The following is a 22027-nucleotide window of genomic DNA, read 5'->3' as shown; positions in this document are numbered from 1 at the left end:
CACGTGAAGCTGACAGATACTAATCGGTCGAGGACTTATCCTATATTTCTTGATATTCATTCTGTTTTCCATATTATCTAGTTTTGAGAGAATTCTCTCAAYAATTGAAGTCTATTTGACAAAGAGAAGCAAGAAGMTCGAGGCAGCAACATGACTGAAAGAATGAAACGTATCCACATACGTGACATGCCGGAGGAAATGCAGCTAACAAAGAGATTCGCCGCTGATTGGAGTTCAAACATTTGGCAAAGAGAAGCAAGTCATTCAAGGCAACCATCGACTGAAAGAATGGAGCGTATTCTCATACGTGACATGATGGAAGGAGAGCCGTTAACGAAGAAGGACGCCGCTGATCTGCAGCCTAAATAGTCTGGTGGCGATAGCGAAGAGGTCACAGTCACACCCGTTCCCATGCCGAACACGGCCGTTAAGCTCTTCAGCGCCAATGGTAGTTGGGGGCTTCCCCCTGCAAGAGTAGGACGTTGCCAGGCGATWAAAGCACAACCTTTAGAGGTTGTGCTTTTTTGTATAGTTGGACCGAAGGTTCAGGAAGTGTTTTGTAAATATGAAATAGTAAAAGCATCGGAATGATTATTGATTGCATAGGCTATACTAGTTAAGGTGCAAGTTAGTTGCACTTTTTTTAAGTGATGCTTATAATATACATAAAGTCAAAGATAGTCAAAGTCAAGAAAATGTATGAAGGGAGGGGAAAAGTTGAGAAATATATCTGATATCATTGAAAATTATTTAAAAAAAATCTTATTAAGTAGTGATGGAGATATTGTAGAAATTAAAAGAAGTGAGCTAGCTCGTCAATTTCAATGCGTCCCTTCCCAGATTAATTATGTAATAGGAACAAGGTTTACAGTAGAAAAGGGTTATGTGGTAGAAAGTAAACGCGGTGGTGGGGGCTATATAAGGATTATAAAAGTCAAACCTCATAGTGAGATGGCCCTTTTTGATCAAATTATTCAATTAATAGGCAGGAGAATTGATCAGCAAGCAGCAGAGAACATTATTATAAGATTATATGAGGAAAATATGATTACCAAGCGTGAGCGTAATATTATGTTAAATAGTATGGCGCGTGAACATTACCAAACAACCATTCAGCATCGTGATGAAATAAGAGCTAATCTCTTAAAAGCGATGTTAGAAACATTAAAATACATTGATACCAAACAATAGAACGTCAAAAGGCGGTGATGAATGAATGAAATGTCAAGATTGTCAAGAGAGGCCAGCTACTCTGCATTTTACAAAAATTATAAATGGTGAGAAAACAGAATTTCATATATGTGAAAAATGTGCTCGTGAAAAAGGAGAACAGTTCCCAGGCTCTAATAGCTTTTCCATTCATCAATTGCTGTCAGGGTTGTTAAACTTTGAAACGAATGGAATAAGTGGTCATGATTCTCCCTTATCCGCAAAACCGTTAAAATGTAACCATTGTGGAATGACTTATGAGGAATTTAAACGAGTTGGTAGGTTTGGATGCTTTAATTGTTATGAGAGCTTTAATGGAAAATTAGAGCCCATTTTAAAAAGGGTGCATAGTGGTAATAAAAACCATTCTGGAAAAATTCCAAAACGAATTGGTGGAAGCATCCAAATAAAAAAAGAAATTGAAGAACTAAAAAATACATTAAAAAATCATATAGAGAATGAAGAATTCGAAGAAGCAGCAAAGATAAGAGATGAAATAAAATCACTTACTAATAAAATGAATGAGCAAAGGGAGGGATAAATAGATGTCACTCCAACGATTTATATCTGAAGCCATAAGTCCATGGATGAAAGAAATAGGTGATGAGTCAGAAATTGTTTTAAGCAGCCGAATTCGTTTAGCGAGAAATTTAAAACAATTTAAGTTTCCGCTGTTAGCGTCTACTGAAGAATCCCATGCTATCGTTCAGCATGTGGCTCAGGCTTTAAAAGAAGAGCCAATTGATGAAGTAAAAGAATTAGAGCTATTAATGATGGATGACTTAAAAAGAAATGAAAAAAGAGTATTAGTGGAAAAACATTTGATTAGTCCCAATTTAGCTGAGCAATCAAAATATGGAGCTGTTTTATTAAATCAAGATGAATCAGTAAGTATTATGTTAAACGAAGAGGATCATTTACGAATCCAATGCTTATTTCCAGGTTTTCAATTACTAGAAGGTTTAGAAACAGCTAGTAAAGTTGATGACTGGATAGAAAGCCATTTAACTTATGCATTTGATGAGAAGCATGGATATTTGACGAGTTGTCCAACTAATGTTGGAACAGGCTTACGAGCTTCGGTGATGATGCATCTTCCGGCATTAGCCATGACTCAGCAATTGAACAGAATTTTACCAGCAATTAATCAATTAGGTCTTGTTGTTAGAGGAATTTATGGGGAAGGTAGCGAAGCTTTAGGTAACCTATTTCAAATTTCCAATCAACTGACCTTAGGGAAATCCGAAAAAGACATCGTTGAAGACTTAAGGGGAGTTGTACTTCAATTGATTCACCAAGAAAAATCAGCAAGAGAGTACCTTCTCGATCAGTCTATATTGCAGCTGGAGGATCGTGTATATCGATCTTATGGTATTTTAGCGAATAGTCGAATCATAGAATCAAAAGAGGCTACTCAAAGGTTATCTGATGTGCGTTTAGGAATTGATTTAGGGTTAATTAAGGGAATATCAGGGAATATCCTCAATGAGTTAATGATATTGACTCAGCCGGGCTTTTTACAACAATTTGCAGGTGATGTTCTAACTGCGGACCAAAGAGATGAAAGAAGAGCTACTTTAATTCGTGAACGATTGATGCTTGAAAAAGAACAGAGCGATGAATAATGATGGAGGTGGGCGTCAATGATGTTTGGACGTTTTACAGAACGAGCACAGAAAGTATTAGCATTAGCACAAGAAGAGGCAATTCGTTTAGGTCATAACAATATAGGGACTGAACATATTTTACTAGGGTTAATAAGAGAAGGAGAGGGGATAGCAGCTAAGGCGTTACAAGCTTTAGGTCTAGGCTCTGAAAAAATACAAAAAGAAGTCGAATCTTTAATTGGAAAAGGCCAAGAGGGTTCCAAAACGATACATTACACACCAAGAGCCAAAAAAGTCATTGAATTATCAATGGATGAAGCTCGTAAGTTAGGACACTCTTATGTTGGTACTGAGCATATTTTATTGGGTTTAATAAGAGAAGGAGAAGGTGTAGCTGCCCGTGTTCTTAATAATCTAGGTGTGAGCTTGAATAAAGCACGACAACAGGTTTTGCAATTATTAGGAAGTAATGAAGTGGGAAGCTCTGCTCAACAAGGTGGGACTGCAAGCCATGCGAATACTCCTACTCTTGATAGCTTAGCTCGAGATTTAACGGCTATTGCGAGAGAAGAAGCGCTTGACCCAGTAATTGGTAGAAGTAAGGAAATAGAACGTGTCATTCAAGTATTAAGCCGACGTACAAAAAACAACCCTGTTTTAATAGGTGAACCAGGGGTTGGTAAAACCGCTATAGCAGAAGGTTTAGCACAGTCTATTATCGCAAATGAAGTGCCTGAGACTTTACGTAATAAACGAGTAATGACATTAGATATGGGAACGGTTGTAGCTGGTACTAAGTATCGCGGTGAGTTTGAAGACCGACTCAAAAAGGTAATGGATGAGATCCGTCAGGCTGGTAATGTCATTCTATTCATTGATGAACTTCATACATTAATAGGAGCTGGTGGAGCAGAGGGAGCCATCGATGCATCTAATATTCTTAAGCCGTCTCTTGCGCGTGGAGAGTTACAATGTATCGGGGCAACAACGTTAGATGAATACCGTAAGTATATTGAAAAAGATGCAGCTCTTGAGCGTCGCTTTCAGCCTATTCAAGTAAATGAGCCTACCCTTGATGAATCGATTCAGATCTTGTTTGGACTTAGAGATCGCTATGAGGCTCATCACAGAGTTACGATTACAGATGATGCGATTTCAGAGGCTGTAAAGCTGTCGGATCGATATATAACAGACCGCTTTTTACCGGATAAAGCAATAGATTTAATTGACGAAGCTGCTTCAAAGGTTCGCTTGCGTTCTTATACGGCTCCTCCAAACTTAAAGGAGCTTGAGCAAAAGCTTGAAGAAACAAGAAAAGAAAAGGATGCAGCTGTACAAAGTCAAGAGTTTGAAAAAGCGGCCTCTTTAAGAGATTCTGAGCAACGTCTTCGCGAAGAACTAGATGAGATGAAAAATGAATGGAAGAAAAAACAAGGTCAAGAAAATACAGAGGTCGTATCTGATGATATCGCACAAGTTGTTGCAAGCTGGACAGGAGTTCCCGTTTCTAAACTAGCAGAGGAAGAAACAGACCGTTTATTAAGAATGGAAGAAATTTTGCATAAGCGTGTAGTGGGTCAAGAAGAAGCCGTTATTTCTATTTCGAAGGCTGTACGAAGAGCTAGAGCAGGTTTAAAGGATCCTAAGCGTCCGATCGGATCATTTATCTTCTTAGGGCCAACTGGTGTTGGTAAAACGGAGCTAGCGAGAGCTGTAGCGGAAACGTTATTTGGAGATGAAGATTCAGTGATTCGAATTGACATGTCTGAATACATGGAGAAGCACGCTACAAGTCGTCTAGTAGGTTCACCTCCTGGATATGTGGGTCATGAAGAAGGTGGACAATTAACAGAGAAGGTTCGTCGTAAGCCTTATTCTGTTATCTTACTTGATGAAATAGAAAAAGCTCATCCTGAAGTCTTTAATATTTTATTACAGGTTTTAGAGGATGGAAGATTAACCGATTCAAAAGGACGGACGGTTGATTTTAGAAATACGGCGATCATTATGACCTCTAATGTAGGGGCAAGTGAATTAAAACGAAATAAATATCTTGGCTTTGCCATTGAAAGTGAAGATCAAGAATACAAAGGAATGAAGGATAAAGTGATGGGAGAGCTTAAACGTAGCTTCCGCCCAGAATTCTTAAACAGAATCGATGAAATCATTGTGTTCCATTCACTAGAGAAAAAGCATGTCCGTGAAATTACAACCTTAATGGCAGAGCAGCTAAAGACACGTCTAAGCGAACAAGGAATTGAGTTAGAGCTAACAGAAAAAGCATTAGATAAAATAACTGATATAGGTTATGATCCAGAATACGGAGCTCGTCCGCTACGTCGTGCTCTACAAAAACAAGTAGAGGATCGCCTATCAGAGGAGCTTTTAAAAGGTACGATAACCAAAGGGCAAAGAGCTCTAATAGATGTTAAAGATGATGAATTGTATGTAGTGTCTAAAGAGGATGCTATTGTATAATTTTACAGCATGAGCAGACAATGATGACAACAAGTAAAGAACATTGTCTGTCTCTAATATACTTTAGGTTTAAAAATGTCAGGGGCAGTCATATTCCCCTGACTTTTTGCCATACACTAAGGAAGACTCTATTTTTATTATGGATATCTTTGCTACAATAAAGGGAGAATGTTTTAAGGAAGTAGGAGGAAAGATGGCAAAGAAAAAAACAAAGTTTGTATGTCAAGAATGTGGATATGAGTCAGCAAAATGGATGGGGAAATGTCCAGGTTGTCAAAGCTTTAATACTATGGTCGAAGAGTTTGAGCAAACAGCCTCTTCATCAAGCAGGGGCTTTGTAACCTCTGGAAATCGGCAAGCAAAGCCTCAAGCCATTACAAATATAGAAAGTGAAAAAGAGCCGCGGATTGATACGACCATGAGAGAGCTTAATCGAGTGTTAGGTGGAGGCATCGTTCCAGGATCATTGGTTTTAGTTGGAGGAGATCCGGGTATCGGTAAATCAACTCTTCTATTGCAACTTTCTGCCAAGCTTGCAAATAAAGAACAGAAAGTTTTATATATATCGGGAGAAGAATCTGTCAAACAAACAAAGATACGCGCTGACAGGCTAGAGTTAAGCTCTCCTGAGTTATATGTTTTAGCTGAGACCGATATTAGTATGATTGAACGCTCTATAGATGAAGTGAACCCAGTGGCTGTGGTAATAGACTCGATTCAAACGGTTTATCAGGAGGAAATTTCTTCTGCACCTGGTAGTGTAGCACAAGTTAGAGAATGCACAGCTACTTTTATGAAGATAGCTAAAACGAGAGGTGTTGCTATTTTTATTGTTGGACATGTAACAAAACAAGGCTCTATTGCTGGTCCAAAATTATTAGAGCATATGGTTGATTCTGTTCTTTACTTTGAAGGTGAGCGTCATCATACATATCGAATTTTAAGAGCGGTTAAAAATCGATTTGGGTCAACAAACGAAATGGGCATTTTTGAAATGAAAGAATTAGGTCTTGAAGAGGTGTTAAACCCTTCTGAAATCTTTTTAGAAGACCGTTCTCAAGGTGTTGCGGGATCTATTGTCGTGGCATCAATGGAGGGGACTAGGCCAGTTTTAGTTGAAATTCAAGCCTTAGTTAGTCCTACAAGCTTCGGAAACCCGCGCAGAATGGCTACAGGAATTGATCACAATCGAGTGTCATTATTAATGGCCGTACTAGAAAAAAGAGTTGGCTTGTTATTACAAACACAGGATGCCTACTTGAATGTTGCTGGTGGGGTAAGGCTCGATGAACCAGCTATTGATTTAGCTGTTGCCATTAGTATTGCCTCAAGTTTTCGTGATAGAAAAACAAGTCCATTTGATGTAGCTATTGGAGAGATTGGTTTAACCGGGGAAATAAGAAGAGTGTCAAGAATTGAACAGAGAGTAAATGAAGCTGCAAAATTAGGATTTAAAAGAATGATTATCCCAGAGAAAAATATGGGAGGATGGACAGCGCCAAAAGGCATAAAAATCATTGGTGTAACTACAGTTGAGGAAGCTCTGGACACAGCGTTAGGAGGGAATTAGAGATGGATGAGAGAAGAAGGGGAGAATTTATACAGGAAGTTTTGCGTCTAGTAGCACCTGGTACAGATTTACGTTCTGGAATAGATAATGTGCTTCGTGCAAATACAGGTGGTTTGATTGTTTTAGGGTACAACAATGAAATGATGAACATAGTAGATGGTGGCTTTTTTATAAATTGTGATTTTTCTCCTGCTTATTTATATGAATTGGCCAAAATGGATGGAGCAATTATTTTAAATGAGGATGGAACAAGAATATTATATGCAAACACTCAATTAGTTCCCAATAATGGGATTGAATCTAATGAAACGGGGATTAGGCACCGTACAGCTGAGAGGGTTGCTAAACAAACTGGCAATTTAGTCGTTTCGATCTCGCAAAGGCGTAATGTCATTACTCTATATCAAGGGGAAAATAGATACGCATTAAAAGATATCGGGGTAATATTAACAAAAGCCAATCAAGCCATTCAAACGTTAGAAAAATATAAAGTAGTGCTCGATCAAGGAATTACTAATTTAGGAGCATTGGAATTTGAGCAATTGGTTACGTTCCAAGAAGTGATTCAAGTCATCCATCGAGTTCAAATGGTTCTTCGTATTAAAAGAGAAATTATTAATTATGTTAATGAACTAGGTGACGAAGGACGATTAATTACGATGCAATTAAATGAATTAGTTTCAGGGATCGAAAAAGAAGCTATTTATTTGTTAAAAGACTATGTTAAGGATAAGAAAACAGATGTATATGATACATTACACGAATTAATAAAAATCGATTCTCCGGATATGTTAGATGATAATGAAATTGTCAAAATTTTAGGCTATGGAAGAATTCCTAATGTTCAAGATCAGGCTGTTATGCCTCGTGGTTTCCGTATCTTACACCGAATTCCAAGGCTTCCTCCTTTAATTATTGAAAATCTTGTTGAGAAATATGGTGATTTAGCTAACATTATGTTTTCGAGTATAGACGAATTGGATGAAGTAGAAGGAATTGGAGAGGCTAGAGCGAAAATGATAAAAAATGGCTTAAATCGAATTCAAGAGCAGTTATTTGTAGATAGACATATTTAATCGACGGTTCTTCTAAGATTCGACATTTTGAAAGCAATTTTAAGGATAATTAACAAATGAACGTAGAATTTTATGTGAAATTAAGTTTGCTAGGTTTTGATTTCAAAAACTTGTCTATAATAAGATACAAGGAGGTGAGGTAGGTGCTCAAAAGAATTATACAGTTATTCTTCATTTTAATTGGTGGAACACTCGGGTTTATTTATGGACCAGAGCTCGTTAATCTTATGAATATTGATTCACCATTCGTTCAATCGCCTTATATTGGTGTCATTTTAGGTTCATTGCTATTATTCTTATTTAGTATGTGGTTAGCTGATTATTTAGTTCATTTTATTAAATTACTTGAAGAAGCAATAGTAAAAGCACCTGTTACAGATGTCTTGTTTGGTTCTATGGGGATGATTATAGGACTCATTATTGCTTTTTTAATTCCGCTTAATGCGATCGAAATTCCGGTCATTAGTACAGTACTTCCTATTTTTCTTACTTTAATTTTAGGTTACTTAGGATTCCAGATTGGGTTCAAAAAGCGTGATGAACTTGTTCAAGTTTTTACGGTAACAAGAAATATCGGAAAAGATAAGAAAAAGGAAGAAAACAAAGAATCCGACTTAAAAATTTTAGACACGAGTGTAATCATCGATGGTCGAATAGCAGACATTTGCAAAACTCGTTTTTTAGATGGGACGCTAGTAATACCAGGGTTTGTTTTAGAGGAATTACAGCATATCGCCGATTCTTCTGATGTATTAAAAAGAAATCGAGGCCGTCGTGGCTTAGATATATTAAATAAAATTCAAAAGGAATTACCTGTGAAAGTAGAAATTTATGAAGGTGATTTTGAGGAGATTCAAGAAGTTGATAGTAAACTGGTCAAGCTAGCAAAATTAACTTCTGGTGTTGTTGTTACGAATGATTTTAATTTAAATAAAGTCTGTGAGTTACAAGGAGTTCCGGTCTTAAATATAAATGACCTCGCGAACGCTGTTAAGCCAGTTGTTTTACCTGGTGAAGAAATGAATGTTCAAGTAATAAAAGATGGTAAAGAACATCATCAGGGTGTGGCTTATTTGGATGACGGTACGATGATCGTCGTTGAAGGTGGCCGTGATTTTATTAACAAGCATATTGATGTTATTGTAACTAGCGTTTTACAAACAAGTGCTGGACGAATGATTTTTGCCAAGCCTAAAGTATTAGAGAAAGCATTATAATTAAGGAAGCGTCTAATGCACATCATTTAGACGCTTTTTACTTTGAGGATTACTTTTTATCTTGAATATATGACGTTTTTAGATAATACATGATAGAATTGGGAAAGTAGAACGTGTTGAAATGAATGGGGAGCATAAAATGAAATATAGTCTTATTCTTTTAGCTGCAGGTCAAGGGAAAAGGATGAATGCAGGTATAAATAAAATATTTATAGAGCTTCATCATAAAACCATACTTGCTCACACTTTATTGACGTTTGAACAAGATAAAAGCTGCGAGAAGGTGGTTATTGTAGGTCATCCTGATGAATTAGAGACCATACAAAAAATGGTGAAAGCAGAAAGGTCACAAAAGGTCTTTGCGGTCATATCTGGCGGAGAGGAACGTCAGGATAGTGTAAAGCGAGGTCTAGCTCATATTGATGAGGAAGAAATTGTTTTTATTCATGATGCAGCAAGACCCTTTATCAAACAGAAACAGATACATGGTCTATTGGATGGAGTGAGGAAAACAGGAGCTGCTATTTTAGCTGTACCTGTTAAAGATACAATTAAGATGGTTCATAACCATTTAGTGAATAAAACGATGGATAGAAGCGAATTAATGGCTGTGCAAACCCCACAGGCCTTTCATGCTAAATTAATTAAAAAAGCTCATCTAGAAGCAGAGCGTTCTGGTAAGCTAGGAACGGACGATGCTAGCTTAGTTGAGTGGATCGGTGAAGAGGTCGAGGTCGTAGAGGGAGATTATTTAAATATAAAAATCACAACAAAAGAAGATTTATTATTTGCAGAGGCGATTTTGAAAATAGAAAGTGGGTCATCATAATGTTTAGAATTGGACAAGGTTTTGATGTACATCAATTAGTAGAGGGAAGACCACTCATTCTTGGTGGGATTACGATTCCTTATGAGAAAGGATTATTAGGACATTCAGATGCTGATGTTTTACTACATACCATTGCAGATGCTATTTTAGGTGCAATAGGCGAGGGTGACATTGGAAAGCATTTTCCAGATACTTCGGCAGATTTTAAGGATGCTGATTCAGCGAAGTTGTTAGAGGAAGTATGGAAATTAACAAAAGAAAAGGGCTATGTCCTTGGGAATTTAGATTGTACAATCATTGCACAAATGCCTAAGATGGCACCTTATATACAGCAAATGCAGGAAAGAATTGCTGACTTATTAGAAGCAAGTCCAGATTCTATAAATGTAAAAGCAACTACGACAGAAATGCTAGGATTTACTGGCAGGGGAGAAGGAATTGCTTCTCAATCGGTTGTTTTGTTGCAAGCAAAGTAATCTTTACTTTATGATAGAAAGAAAAGGCGCTATCTATGCGACATTAAAGTTTTTTTGACTATGTTCCTTCAAAAGGTGCTAAAATAATAAAGGCAATAAAACAGAGGCTGGAAGGAAGAGACCTATCAATAGGTTTATCTTCTTTATGAATAGAATAAATGATGGTTCCTGATTAAATGAGAAATGGAGTGTGCAATACAATGTCAAATCAAGTTCGAGTTCGTTTTGCCCCAAGTCCAACAGGGCACTTACATATAGGTGGAGCGCGTTCTGCGTTATTTAACTATCTATACGCAAAAAATCAAGGTGGTCAATTTGTGTTACGTATAGAAGATACGGATCAGGCTAGGAATGTAGAGGATGCAACAGATAAGTTACTTGCAAGCTTAAAGTGGCTAGGTGTTGAATGGGATGAAAGCATCGATTCAGATGGAGAGTATGGACCATACCGTAGCATGGATCGTATAGAGATTTATCAAAAGTATCTTGATCAGCTATTAGAAGAAGGTAATGCGTATTATTGTTATATGACTGAGGACGAGCTTCAAGCAGAAAGAGATTCTCAATTGGCTCGCGGTGAAATGCCTAAATATAGTGGTCGTGATAGAAATTTAACAGAAGAGCAAAGAGCGGAATATGAAGCAAAGGGTTTAAAGCCTGTCATTCGTTTTCGTGTTCCAGAAGGTCAAGTGATAAAAATCCAAGACGCGGTTCGAGGAGAAGTTTCATTTGAGTCTGATGGGATTGGCGATTTTGTTATCGCTAGGAAAGATCGCGTTCCAATGTACAATTTTGCCGTAACGGTTGATGATCATCTGATGAAAATCACTCATGTTATTCGTGGAGAAGAGCATCTATCTAATACACCTCGTCAAGTAATGATTTATCAGGCGTTTGGATGGAGTGTACCGACCTTTGCTCATGCATCGCTCATTCTAAATCCAGATCGTCAAAAAATGAGTAAGCGTGATGAGTCGATTATTCAATTTGTTGAGCAATATAAAGACTTAGGCTATTTACCAGAAGCGATTGTAAATTTCTTAGCACTATTAGGCTGGTCCCCAGTTGGTGAAGAGGAAATTTTCACATTGGAGGAGCTTCAACAGCAATTTAGTTTAGAGCGAGTATCAAAAGCTCCTGCTGTTTTTGATACAGGTAAATTAGCTTGGATGAATAATCAATATATGAAAAAAATGGAATTAGATGCTGTGTTACCATTAACGATTCCTCATCTAGTAAAAGCAGGTAGAGTATCTGAGGAAATGGATGAAAAAACAGCGCAATGGGTGAAACGACTTGTCGGACTTTATCAAGAGCAATTACATTATGGCGCTGAAATCGTCGAGTTAACAGAACTGTTCTTTAAGACGGAAATTGAGTATAATGAAGAGGCACAGGCTGTTCTTGATGAAGAGCAGGTTCCTGAAGTAATGAGTGGTTTTTTAGCAGAGCTAGAGAATTTAAACTCTGAAGACTTTGTAGCACCTACAATTAAAGCAGCAATTAAGGCTACACAAAAGGCAACAGGTCATAAAGGAAAAAAACTTTTTATGCCTATACGTGTAGCAACTACAGGGCAAACTCATGGTCCTGAATTAGCAGATTCGATTGAATTATTAGGAAAAGATATTGTAACAACGAGAATAAAAAATCTTTTATAATTGTTGGAACATTTTTATATGAATGCATATGCTAACTAATACATTCAATTAAATTTATACAGAAATCGTGTTGAAAGGGAAAAGTAAGAAGAATATATGACTTTGTAGAGAGAATCACCAATGGCTGAAAGTGATTTAAGCATATACTTCCGAACATGCACCCTTGAGCCTTTTCTTGAAGGATAAGTAGGGAAAAGCGGTTTGCGGCGTTACACGCAAAAAAGATGAGCTTCAGTAAGGAAATAGGAAGCTTAAAACAGAGTGGAACCACGTTTTAGAACGTCTCTGTGCAGTAGTTTGCACAGGGATGTTCTTTTTTTCATTGATATAACAACGTAAATCATTGGTTGATAGAAGTACTTTTATCATTTTTGGGGGAGTGAAGATGAAAAAGATGTTTCAGACATTATTAAATGATATAGATGTTGTTTTTGATCGAGATCCAGCCGCAAGAAGTCGCTTTGAAGTCGTCATCACTTACTCAGGTGTACACGCAATCTGGATGCATCGATTAGCCCACTGGTTTTGGAAGAAAAAAATGCGTTTTTTTGGACGTTTTTTATCGCAAGTCAATCGTTTTATTACAGGAATAGAAATTCATCCAGGTGCTGTAATCGGTCAGAGGGTTTTTATTGACCATGGTATGGGCGTTGTAATAGGAGAAACCTGTGAAATTGGTAATAATGTAACGATTTATCAGGGCGTTACTCTTGGTGGAACGGGAAAAGAAAAAGGAAAAAGACATCCAACCGTTAAGGATGGCGCGTTACTGGCTTCTGGAGCGAAGGTATTAGGTTCCTTTACAATTGGAGAGAATGCACGTATAGGGGCTGGTTCCGTCGTATTAAAAGAAGTTCCACCCAACTCAACTGTAGTTGGAATTCCAGGGAGAATTATCGTTCAGGATGGGATAAAGATGGAGCCCTTCAACCATCATCAAATGCCTGACCCTATCGCAGATAAGATGAAAGAGCTTGAAGAAGAAATTAATGAATTAAAAAAATTATTAAAGCAAAAGCAGCCTTAATTTTTGAAATGGTATCAGTATGTAAAGGAAAGTTTATCTTTTTAACAAAAGTTTCATATTATTATAAAAGGAGTAGAGCTTATGTCTATCAAGCTTTATAACAGTTTAACAAAAAGAAAAGAAACCTTCGTTCCAATGGAGGAAGGAAAGGTAAAAATGTATGTATGTGGTCCTACGGTTTATAACTACATCCATATTGGGAATGCTAGACCTCCTATAGTGTACGATGTTGTACGAAATTATTTACAATACCGTGGGTACCAGGTGCTATTTGTATCTAATTTTACAGATGTTGATGATAAAATCATTCGTGCTGCAAAAGAGCTGGGCGAGGATGTTTTTGAAGTCGCGAATCGTTTTATTCAAGCTTACCACGATGATACGTGCGCTTTAGGGGTTCAAAAGGCTGATTATCATCCTAGGGTAACTGAAACCATTACAGAAATAGTAGATTTTATTCAAGAGCTAGTAAATAAAGAATATGCGTATGAATCTGGAGGAGATGTATATTTCAGAACGAGAAAGTTTGAAGGCTATGGCAAGCTTTCTTCGCAACCTATTGAAGAATTGCGCTCTGGGGCTCGTATTGAGGTAGGAGATAAAAAAGAGGATCCACTAGATTTTGCTCTATGGAAAAATGCTAAGGATGGAGAAATTTCATGGGAAAGTCCTTGGGGATCAGGTCGACCGGGCTGGCACATAGAATGCTCAGCAATGGTGAAAAAATATTTAGGGGATACCATCGATATTCATGCTGGAGGCCAGGATTTAACGTTTCCACATCATGAAAATGAAATTGCTCAATCTGAGGCTTTAACTGGAAAAACAATGGCGAATTATTGGCTACACAATGGTTTTATTAACATAGATAATGAAAAAATGTCGAAATCGCTCGGTAATTTTGTTTTGGCACATGACATGATTCAACAGCATTCTGCGGAAGTCATCCGTTTTTTCATGCTAACTGCTCATTATCGTAGTCCGATTAATTTTAGTGACGAGCTTCTTGAGGGCGCTAAACGAGGCTTAGAAAGAATAAAAGGTGCCAGAACAAGTTTGAAGCATCGTTTAAGTAAGTCTGTAGGTCATGGAGAGAAAGGAAATTGGCTGCAAAAAATTGAGAAAGCAAAGGACGAATTTATTAAAGAGATGGATGATGACTTTAATACGGCCAACGGAATTTCTGTTTTGTTTGATTTAGTGAAGGAAGCTAATATTTACTTAAGGGAGCAGCAAACGAATAAAGAAGTTTTAGAGGCTTTTATTTCTCAATTAGACGAATTAGCTGGAGTTTTAGGCATTGTTTTAGAACAACAAGAAGAAATTCTTGCAGAGGAAATCGAACAATTGATTGCTGAACGAAACGAGGCAAGGAAAAATAAAGATTTTTCAAGAGCTGATGAAATAAGAGATTTCTTAAAGGAAAAGGGTATTATTTTAGAGGATACGGCTCAGGGTGTTCGTTGGAAGCGAGGGTAATCGATGAAATTAACTGAACCAACCATTGATTTAAAGCAATTAAATGCTCTTGCACTTGCCTATATGGGTGACGCTGTTTTAGACATGTATATAAGATATCATCTACTTGCTCAAGGAAAGGTGAGACCGAACCGCCTGCATCAGGAAGCGACCAAATTTGTATCTGCAAAAGCTCAGGCGGCGGTTGTTCACCGCATGATAGAGGCTCAATTTTTTACGGAGGCAGAGGTAGCTATTATAAAAAGAGGTCGTAACGCTAAATCGGGAACGATCCCAAAAAACACCGATGCGAACACGTATCGTTATGCAACTGCGCTGGAGGCTTTATTAGGTTATTTATATTTACAGAATGATGGAAAGCGTATGGATGAAATCCTTATGGAAATGATTGTAATTGTAGAAAACAACATACAGGAAGGGTGATGAATATGAGTCAAGAATTTATTATAGGCAAAAATCCGGTTATTGAGGCTTTACGCTCTGGTCACCCGATTAATAAAATTTGGGTGGCAGAAGGCGCGCAGCATAATCAAATGTCCAAAGTGTTCGAATTAGCTAAACAAAAAGGGTTATCAGTGCAACAGGTTCCTAAAAGGAAATTAGAGCAACTAGTAAAAACTCAAAATCATCAAGGGGTTGTCGCTTCTATTGCCGCCTATGAATATAAAGAATTAGACGATTTATTTTCTTTAGCGGAGGAGAGAGGAGAGGAACCTTTCTTTTTATTGCTAGATGAGTTAGAAGATCCTCATAATTTAGGGTCTATTTTAAGAACAGCAGATGCTGTAGGAGCTCATGGTGTGATTATCCTTAAGCGGCGTGCAGTAGGTTTGACTCAGACGGTGGCCAAGGCTTCAACAGGTGCTATTGAATACATTCCGGTTGTGAGAGTAACAAATATGGCCAGAACCATTGATGAATTAAAAGATCGGGGTTTATGGTTTGTTGGAACAGATGCAGCAGGCAAGCAGGATTATCGCCAAGCATCTTACGATATGCCACTTGGACTTGTGATTGGAAGTGAAGGAAAGGGAATTAGTCGTTTAGTACGAGAGAAGTGTGATTTTTTAATTCAAATTCCGATGGTTGGACAAGTTACTTCGTTGAATGCGTCCGTAGCAGCAAGTTTATTGATGTATGAAGTATACAGACATCGAAATCCTCTAGGTCAGTGAGTGGCATGAAGGATATTCTTTTAGTGGATGGCTATAACATGATTGGCGCTTGGCCAGAGTTAAGGAAGTTAAGGGATAAGGATTTGGAGCTTGCGAGAAATCGGTTGGTTGAAGTCATGGCTGAATACCAAGCATATACCGGCTATGAGGTGAAAGTAATCTTTGATGCTCATATGAGAGAAGGAGTAGGAAAAAAGTACAACAACTATCGAATAGATGTTATTTACACAGGAAAAAATGAGACGGCTGATGAAAAAATAGAGCGGCTTGTTTTTGAATTAAAACAGCTTGATACAACGATTCATGTTGCTACTTCTGATTTTACGGAGCAATCTATTACTTTTGGAAGAGGAGCTTTGAGAAAGTCGGCTCGGGAGCTTTTGACAGAAACCGAGATTATGCAAAAAGGGATTCATCAAGCTGTCGAAAAAACAAAAAAGAGCCAAGAATCAACAAATCTTGCGCTTTCATCAGAAATAGCAGAAATTTTTGAAAAATGGCGTCGAGGCGAATAAACGGTGGTTGACCAGCTGGAAAAGTGTGCTATATAATGTTCCTATAAATTTACAAGCAGCATAGGTCGGAGGGGGATTGTTTAAAACATGGACCTTCAAGAAACTGCGTTAAAGCTAGATTTTGATCAATTTGATGATGATTATGTAGTAGGACAGGCACGTTTAGGTGATGGAGCTGCACTTGAGTTTTTGATTAACAAGTACAAGAATTTTGTACGAGCAAAGGCGCGATCCTATTTTTTAATTGGCGCTGATCATGAAGATATTGTTCAAGAAGGAATGATTGGCTTGTATAAGGCAATCAGAGATTTTAATGGAGAGAAGCTCTCCTCGTTTAAGGCATTTGCAGAATTATGTGTAACAAGGCAAATTATAACGGCTATTAAGACAGCAACGAGACAAAAGCATATTCCGTTAAATTCATATGTATCTTTGGACAAGCCCCTATACGACGAAGAATCCGACCGTACGTTACTTGATGTAATTTGTGGAAATCGAGTAACAAACCCAGAAGAATTACTGATTAATCAGGAAGAGTTTGCTGATATTGAACTGAAGATGGGGGAAATCTTGAGTGACTTGGAGCAACAAGTGCTCATGCTCTACCTTGATGGTAGAACGTATCAAGAAATCTCAGAGGATTTAAATCGGCATGTCAAATCTATCGATAACGCTTTACAAAGAGTCAAGCGTAAGCTAGAGCGATATGTTGAATTAAAAGGTGTTACGTTATAACCACATTTTTAAGGTAGTTTTGGCTGGCGTCTCCTCATACGGGGAGACGCTTCACGTTTTTAAAGAAAAGTAAACATGATAGAAACGTTTGACTTTGAATTGACACTAGTTTTTTCCTATGCTAGAGTTGAACGTGTATGCATGTCTATAAAAATGGGAGGGACAGCTGTGGCGCACAAAGTAGTGCTTGCATGTACGATCTGTCAATCTCGTAATTATACATCAGAAAAGAACAAAGAAGCTCAAGTGAAACGAATAGAAATCAAAAAGTTTTGCAAATATTGCAATCGGCATACGCTTCACCGTGAAACGAAATAAGGTAAAGTTACTTTATGAGTGGTGAACAATTTTTCGTTTTTAAATAAGAATGGATAGTTATCTATTCTCTTTAATACAAAAAGAAAAATGATAGAAGAAAAATGCGTAAATCGGAATAGATAAGAGCGATTTTGTCTATATTGATTGGTGCTGGAGGTGTCTGGTTTGGCTGGTGGTGAAAAAGGGATTGGTAATTTTTTTGGTGATGTAGTACGTGAGATGAAGAGAGTTTCTTGGCCAACAAGAAAAGAGCTTACTCGCTATACCATTGTTGTAGTAACAACGGTTCTAATTATGTCGATCTTTTTTGCTTTAGTAGACTTAGGAATTTCGAACTTAATTAAACTAATTATTAATTAATAATGTAAGTTCAATTTTGATTCAGCGTAAGAAATTGCTTTTGCTGTTTTCGAAGCTTGAACGTAATGAGGAGGGAAGGACTCAACCGTCCTATGAATCATGGAAAAAAACTGGTATGTTGTTCATACGTACTCTGGTTATGAGAATAAAGTAAAAGCGAATCTTGAAAAACGTTTAGAATCAATGGAAATGACGGATAAAATCTTTCGAGTGTTGGTTCCAGTTGAGGAAGAAACGGAAGTAAAAAATGGTAAAAGCAAAACGGTATCGAGAAAAGTTTTTCCAGGTTATGTTCTCGTAGAAATGGTCATGACTGACGATTCTTGGTATGTTGTCCGTAATACACCTGGTGTTACTGGATTTGTAGGTTCAGCTGGAGCTGGTTCTAAGCCGACAGCACTTATGCCAGATGAAGTAGACTCTATTTTAAGACAAATGGGTGTTGAAGAGCCTAAGGCTGAAGTTGACTTTGAATTAAAAGAATCAGTTAAAGTAAAAGAAGGACCATTTGCTAACTTTGTAGGTTCTATTGAAGAGATAAGTGCTGAAAAGCATAAGTTAAAAGTTCATGTAAATATGTTTGGGCGAGAAACGCCTGTAGAACTTGATTTTAGTCAAGTGGAAAAGATTTAATTTCGAAAAAAACTTGATATTCGGCTGTGGAGATGATAAAATCTTCATGGTTGAATAATGGTTTATTTAACATGAGCCATCGGGTGCATAAATGCATCCGTTTTTTGAGTGGGAGGGTGAAGAACCCGGATACCACATCACGGACTAAGGAGGTGTGTCACGTGGCGAAAAAGGTAATTAAAATGGTAAAATTACAAATTCCTGCTGGGAAAGCAAATCCAGCGCCACCAGTTGGTCCTGCATTGGGTCAAGCAGGTGTAAATATTATGGGATTCTGTAAAGAGTTTAACGCTCGTACTTCAGATCAAGCTGGTCTAATTATTCCGGTTGAAATTACGGTATTTGAAGACCGTTCGTTTACATTTATTACGAAAACTCCACCAGCTGCAGTATTACTTAAAAAAGCAGCAGGTATTGAGTCTGGTTCTGGAGAACCAAACCGTAATAAGGTTGCAACAGTTAAGCGTGATAAGGTGCGCGAGATTGCTGAGACAAAAATGCCAGATTTAAATGCGGCTGATGTTGAAGCTGCAATGCGTATGGTAGAAGGTACTGCGCGTAGCATGGGTATCGTGATTGAAGACTAATTGGTGAGACTCGTAAGGTTGCGATTGGGGTTCAACCCTCAAATCCTATTATAGGTTCGCAACCTTTCATAGTGGGAGGTCCTACCGTTAAAACCACATTCGAGGAGGAAATAAACATGGCTAATAAAAGTAAAAAATACCAAGATGCTGTGAAACTAATCGACCGTGATTTAGCTTATCAAGTTGAAGAAGCGCTAGAATTAGTGAAAAAAACAGCAACTGCTAAGTTTGATGAAACAGTTGAAGTGGCTGTACGTTTAGGGGTAGACCCTAAGAAAGCGGACCAACAAATCCGTGGTGCAGTAGTACTTCCAAATGGAACAGGTAAAACACAAACTGTTCTAGTTTTTGCTAAAGGTGATAAAGCAAAAGAAGCTGAAGCAGCAGGAGCTGACTTTGTTGGTGATGAAGATTATATCAACAAAATTAACCAAGGTTGGTTTGATTTTGATGTAATCGTTGCGACACCTGACATGATGGCTCAAGTTGGTAAATTAGGACGAGTGCTAGGACCAAAAGGTCTAATGCCTAACCCTAAAACAGGAACTGTTACATTTGATGTAGAAAAAGCAGTGAATGAAATCAAAGCTGGTAAAGTAGAGTACCGTGTAGATAAAGCTGGTAATATTCATGTACCTATCGGTAAAGTGTCGTTCGAATCTGAGAAATTAGTAGAGAACTTCAAAACAATCATCGATACGTTAATGAAAGCTAAACCAGCTGCTGCAAAAGGAACTTACGTGAAAAACGTAACAGTTGCTTCAACTATGGGACCTGGGGTTCGTGTTAATGCATCTGCATTAACAAAATAATAGTTGACTATTAAACAGCTATCGATTATAATTCAAAAAGTGTGCTGAGTCGCATATTATATATTTTAACATTCATACCGTAGACAGTAGGGGCTTTATAGCTTAATATCCTACCGAGGTAAGCGATAAAGATTCTTATTCATTAAAGAGTCCTAAAGCCCTCATGTCTATCATGGGGGTTTTTTATAGCTTAAATATAAAGAGTCCGGGTATGGAATGACATTTTTCTAGGAGGTGTAACCATGAGCGTACTTGAACAAAAACAACAAGTTGTTTCAGAAATTGCGGCGAAACTTAGTGAAAGTAAATCTACTGTAGTAGTCGATTATCGTGGCTTGAATGTTGCTGAAGTAACAGAACTTCGTAAGCAACTTCGTGAAGCGGGAATTGAGTACAAGGTATATAAAAATACTCTTACTCGTCGTGCAACTGAAGCAGCAGAACTTTCAGCTTTAGATGAGCACTTAGTTGGTCCTACAGCTATCGCTTTCGGAAATGACGATGTGATCGCTCCGGCGAAAATCATTAATGATTTTGCGAAAAAGCATGATGCTTTAGAAATCAAAGCTGGTGTTATCGAAGGTCAAGTTGCAACAGCTGAAGAAGTAAAGGCTTTAGCAGAGCTACCTTCTCGAGAAGGACTACTTTCTATGCTTTTATCAGTGCTTCAAGCACCGGTTCGCAACTTCGCACTTGCAACAAAAGCTGTTGCAGATCAAAAGGAAGACCAAGGAGCTTAATAACAGCTTCTGCCTAAAAAAGAACATTAATTTTAAACCATTTATAGGAGGATTATAAAATGAGCAAAGAGCAAATTATTGAAGCGATTAAAGAAATGACAGTTTTAGAGCTTAACGACCTAGTTAAAGCAATTGAAGAAGAATTTGGTGTAACTGCTGCTGCGCCTGTAGCTGTAGCTGGTGGAGCTGCTGATGGTGGAGCTGCTGAGCAAACTGAATTCGATGTAATTCTTGAGTCTGCTGGTGGATCTAAAATCAACGTAATCAAAGTTGTTCGTGAAATCACAGGTCTTGGCCTTAAAGAAGCGAAAGCAGTTGTTGATGGTGCTCCTGCGCCAGTTAAAGAAGGAGCTTCTAAAGAAGAAGCTGAAGAAATCAAAGCTAAACTTGAAGAAGCTGGTGCTTCTGTAGAAGTTAAGTAATGATAAAAAAAGACTCGTTTAAATACGAGTCTTTTTTCTCTTATAAAGCCTAATGTTGTAAAGGGAATTCAATGTTGTTCTGTTACGAACATATAGGATTCTATCTCTAGAATGTAATAGGCTCTATTAAAGTGGAAGGGTGTTTGGCTATGGCAGATCATTATTATACAAATCAACCTTCAGTGAAAAGTGACAGAAAACAGTGGTCCACAGTGTTGAAAGGACATTCATTACGGTTTATAACAGATCGTGGTGTTTTTTCGAAGGAAGAGGTTGATTTTGGTAGCCGGTTTTTAATTGATGAAATAAGTCCTCCTTCGATTGCTGGAGATATTTTAGATGTCGGATGTGGGTATGGACCTATAGGCTTGACACTGGCAAAAGAACATCAAGAGCGTTCGGTGGTCATGGTTGATGTTAATGAAAGAGCTATAGAATTAGCAAAAGAAAATGCGGCAGCTAATCACATTTCTAATGTTTCTATTTATGCTAGTGAAAGTTTCGATTCTATTAAAGAGAGAGGTTTTGCTTTAATAGTAACCAATCCGCCGATTCGAGCAGGAAAAACAGTCGTACATGATATTTTAATAAGATCCTATGACTATTTATCAGAGCATGGAGAGTTATGGGTAGTCATTCAAAAGAAGCAAGGTGCGCCCTCTGCTTTTGAAAAGTTAAAAGAAGTTTTTTCGGAAGTGAGTATTGAAAAAAAGAAAAAAGGCTACTATTTACTTGTAGCAAAAAAGGTTTGACTGCAATAGGCTTTTGTGGTATTGTTGTTTAATGCGTATAATAACCTTTTTTTGTTGATCAAAAATTTAACTTCTTATAAGGTATTTTTGAATAAAAAAGGATAATATTGGTTATACTAGAATAATCAAATGTGAGATTGAATTATGGTTTTTTAAAAAGCCATATTTATTTTTGTTAGCTTGTTATCATTTCAATAACAGGCCATTCCTTGCCTTTTTTACAAAGGTCGGAGTAAATCTTTTAAAATTTTTCTTTCATCTTCATAACTTCAATGATTGCTAAGCAGGAGAAGTGAGTTGTGAGAGAAGTCAATTTTAGATACTATAACGCTAGATTTGAGGGGTGAAT

Annotated in this window: 25 protein-coding genes, 1 rRNA gene and 2 other annotated features; all 26 genes read left to right on the top strand. The window is 37.6% G+C overall.

Annotated elements, in window-relative coordinates:
* Positions 1-150 precede the first annotated feature (150 nt).
* The 26 genes from AZF04_RS04600 to AZF04_RS04475 all read left to right on the top strand — a co-directional run bounded on the left by AZF04_RS04600 (position 151) and on the right by AZF04_RS04475 (position 21678).
* Positions 151-369: a hypothetical protein gene (locus AZF04_RS04600; RefSeq protein ID WP_061947738.1), complete on the top strand. Its 219-nt coding sequence runs from the start codon at positions 151-153 to the stop codon at positions 367-369.
* Positions 370-491: ribosomal RNA gene (rrf, locus tag AZF04_RS04595) — 5S ribosomal RNA — on the top strand.
* Between the two features lie 226 nt (positions 492-717).
* Positions 718-1191 carry a CtsR family transcriptional regulator gene (locus AZF04_RS04590; protein ID WP_061947737.1) on the top strand — a complete coding sequence of 158 codons (474 nt, stop codon included), beginning with the start codon at positions 718-720 and terminating at the stop codon, positions 1189-1191.
* A gap of 25 nt (positions 1192-1216) precedes the next feature.
* Positions 1217-1750 (top strand): UvrB/UvrC motif-containing protein, encoded by a 534-nt coding sequence (locus tag AZF04_RS04585; protein WP_045486656.1) that lies wholly within the window; start codon positions 1217-1219, stop codon positions 1748-1750.
* Positions 1751-1754: 4 nt separating this feature from the next.
* Positions 1755-2834 (top strand): protein arginine kinase, encoded by a 1080-nt coding sequence (locus tag AZF04_RS04580; protein WP_061947736.1) that lies wholly within the window; start codon positions 1755-1757, stop codon positions 2832-2834.
* 18 nt (positions 2835-2852) lie between these two features.
* Positions 2853-5294: an ATP-dependent protease ATP-binding subunit ClpC gene (gene clpC / locus AZF04_RS04575; RefSeq protein WP_061947735.1), complete on the top strand. Its 2442-nt coding sequence runs from the start codon at positions 2853-2855 to the stop codon at positions 5292-5294.
* Between the two features lie 193 nt (positions 5295-5487).
* Positions 5488-6864, top strand: coding sequence for a DNA repair protein RadA (gene radA / locus AZF04_RS04570; protein WP_061947746.1), 1377 nt, complete (start codon positions 5488-5490; stop codon positions 6862-6864).
* Between the two features lie 2 nt (positions 6865-6866).
* Positions 6867-7940, top strand: coding sequence for a DNA integrity scanning diadenylate cyclase DisA (disA, locus tag AZF04_RS04565; protein WP_061947734.1), 1074 nt, complete (start codon positions 6867-6869; stop codon positions 7938-7940).
* Between the two features lie 143 nt (positions 7941-8083).
* Positions 8084-9157, top strand: a complete 1074-nt coding sequence (locus AZF04_RS04560; RefSeq protein ID WP_061947733.1) for a PIN/TRAM domain-containing protein — start codon at positions 8084-8086, stop codon at positions 9155-9157.
* A 139-nt stretch (positions 9158-9296) separates the two neighbouring features.
* Positions 9297-9986 carry a 2-C-methyl-D-erythritol 4-phosphate cytidylyltransferase gene (gene ispD, locus AZF04_RS04555; protein WP_061947732.1) on the top strand — a complete coding sequence of 230 codons (690 nt, stop codon included), beginning with the start codon at positions 9297-9299 and terminating at the stop codon, positions 9984-9986.
* On the top strand, positions 9986-10462 hold the full coding sequence (gene ispF / locus AZF04_RS04550; protein WP_061947731.1) for a 2-C-methyl-D-erythritol 2,4-cyclodiphosphate synthase: 477 nt from the start codon (positions 9986-9988) through the stop codon (positions 10460-10462). Before ispD ends, ispF begins: the two co-directional genes overlap by 1 nt.
* Before the next feature lie 200 nt (positions 10463-10662).
* A complete protein-coding gene (gene gltX / locus AZF04_RS04545) occupies positions 10663-12123 on the top strand; it encodes a glutamate--tRNA ligase (protein ID WP_061947730.1) in 1461 nt (486 codons plus the stop codon).
* A gap of 61 nt (positions 12124-12184) precedes the next feature.
* Positions 12185-12413, top strand: a binding site (T-box leader).
* A 104-nt stretch (positions 12414-12517) separates the two neighbouring features.
* Positions 12518-13150, top strand: a complete 633-nt coding sequence (cysE, locus tag AZF04_RS04540) for a serine O-acetyltransferase (RefSeq protein ID WP_061947745.1) — start codon at positions 12518-12520, stop codon at positions 13148-13150.
* An 81-nt stretch (positions 13151-13231) separates the two neighbouring features.
* Complete coding sequence (gene cysS, locus AZF04_RS04535; protein ID WP_061947729.1) at positions 13232-14629, top strand: cysteine--tRNA ligase; 1398 nt, start codon at positions 13232-13234, stop codon at positions 14627-14629.
* A 3-nt stretch (positions 14630-14632) separates the two neighbouring features.
* A complete protein-coding gene (locus AZF04_RS04530) occupies positions 14633-15052 on the top strand; it encodes a Mini-ribonuclease 3 (RefSeq protein WP_061947728.1) in 420 nt (139 codons plus the stop codon).
* A gap of 5 nt (positions 15053-15057) precedes the next feature.
* Positions 15058-15804, top strand: a complete 747-nt coding sequence (gene rlmB, locus AZF04_RS04525) for a 23S rRNA (guanosine(2251)-2'-O)-methyltransferase RlmB (protein WP_061947744.1) — start codon at positions 15058-15060, stop codon at positions 15802-15804.
* 5 nt (positions 15805-15809) lie between these two features.
* Complete coding sequence (locus AZF04_RS04520) at positions 15810-16319, top strand: NYN domain-containing protein (RefSeq protein WP_045486685.1); 510 nt, start codon at positions 15810-15812, stop codon at positions 16317-16319.
* Positions 16320-16406: 87 nt separating this feature from the next.
* Positions 16407-17054 carry an RNA polymerase sporulation sigma factor SigH gene (sigH, locus tag AZF04_RS04515; RefSeq protein WP_045486688.1) on the top strand — a complete coding sequence of 216 codons (648 nt, stop codon included), beginning with the start codon at positions 16407-16409 and terminating at the stop codon, positions 17052-17054.
* A 168-nt stretch (positions 17055-17222) separates the two neighbouring features.
* The gene (gene rpmG, locus AZF04_RS04510) at positions 17223-17372 is read left to right on the top strand and encodes a 50S ribosomal protein L33 (RefSeq protein ID WP_174522651.1); all 150 of its coding nucleotides are present in this window, start codon (positions 17223-17225) and stop codon (positions 17370-17372) included.
* A gap of 165 nt (positions 17373-17537) precedes the next feature.
* Entirely contained in the window at positions 17538-17732 is a 195-nt protein-coding gene (gene secE / locus AZF04_RS04505; protein ID WP_081766715.1) for a preprotein translocase subunit SecE, read from the top strand.
* A gap of 99 nt (positions 17733-17831) precedes the next feature.
* Positions 17832-18365: a transcription termination/antitermination protein NusG gene (gene nusG / locus AZF04_RS04500; protein ID WP_045486698.1), complete on the top strand. Its 534-nt coding sequence runs from the start codon at positions 17832-17834 to the stop codon at positions 18363-18365.
* Positions 18366-18526: 161 nt separating this feature from the next.
* Entirely contained in the window at positions 18527-18952 is a 426-nt protein-coding gene (rplK, locus tag AZF04_RS04495) for a 50S ribosomal protein L11 (protein WP_003322595.1), read from the top strand.
* Positions 18953-19023: 71 nt separating this feature from the next.
* Positions 19024-19764, top strand: a complete 741-nt coding sequence (rplA, locus tag AZF04_RS04490; RefSeq protein WP_082795270.1) for a 50S ribosomal protein L1 — start codon at positions 19024-19026, stop codon at positions 19762-19764.
* Positions 19765-19823: 59 nt separating this feature from the next.
* Positions 19824-19959, top strand: a sequence feature (ribosomal protein L10 leader region).
* A 47-nt stretch (positions 19960-20006) separates the two neighbouring features.
* On the top strand, positions 20007-20504 hold the full coding sequence (gene rplJ, locus AZF04_RS04485; RefSeq protein ID WP_045486705.1) for a 50S ribosomal protein L10: 498 nt from the start codon (positions 20007-20009) through the stop codon (positions 20502-20504).
* Positions 20505-20563: 59 nt separating this feature from the next.
* Entirely contained in the window at positions 20564-20926 is a 363-nt protein-coding gene (gene rplL, locus AZF04_RS04480; RefSeq protein WP_061947726.1) for a 50S ribosomal protein L7/L12, read from the top strand.
* A 149-nt stretch (positions 20927-21075) separates the two neighbouring features.
* Positions 21076-21678 (top strand): class I SAM-dependent methyltransferase, encoded by a 603-nt coding sequence (locus AZF04_RS04475; protein WP_061947725.1) that lies wholly within the window; start codon positions 21076-21078, stop codon positions 21676-21678.
* Positions 21679-22027: the final 349 nt, after the last annotated feature.

Source organism: Alkalihalobacillus trypoxylicola (assembly GCF_001590785.1).
Taxonomy (GTDB): domain Bacteria; phylum Bacillota; class Bacilli; order Bacillales; family Bacillaceae_D; genus Alkalihalobacillus; species Alkalihalobacillus trypoxylicola.
This window is presented reverse-complemented; position numbering and strand designations above follow the sequence as displayed.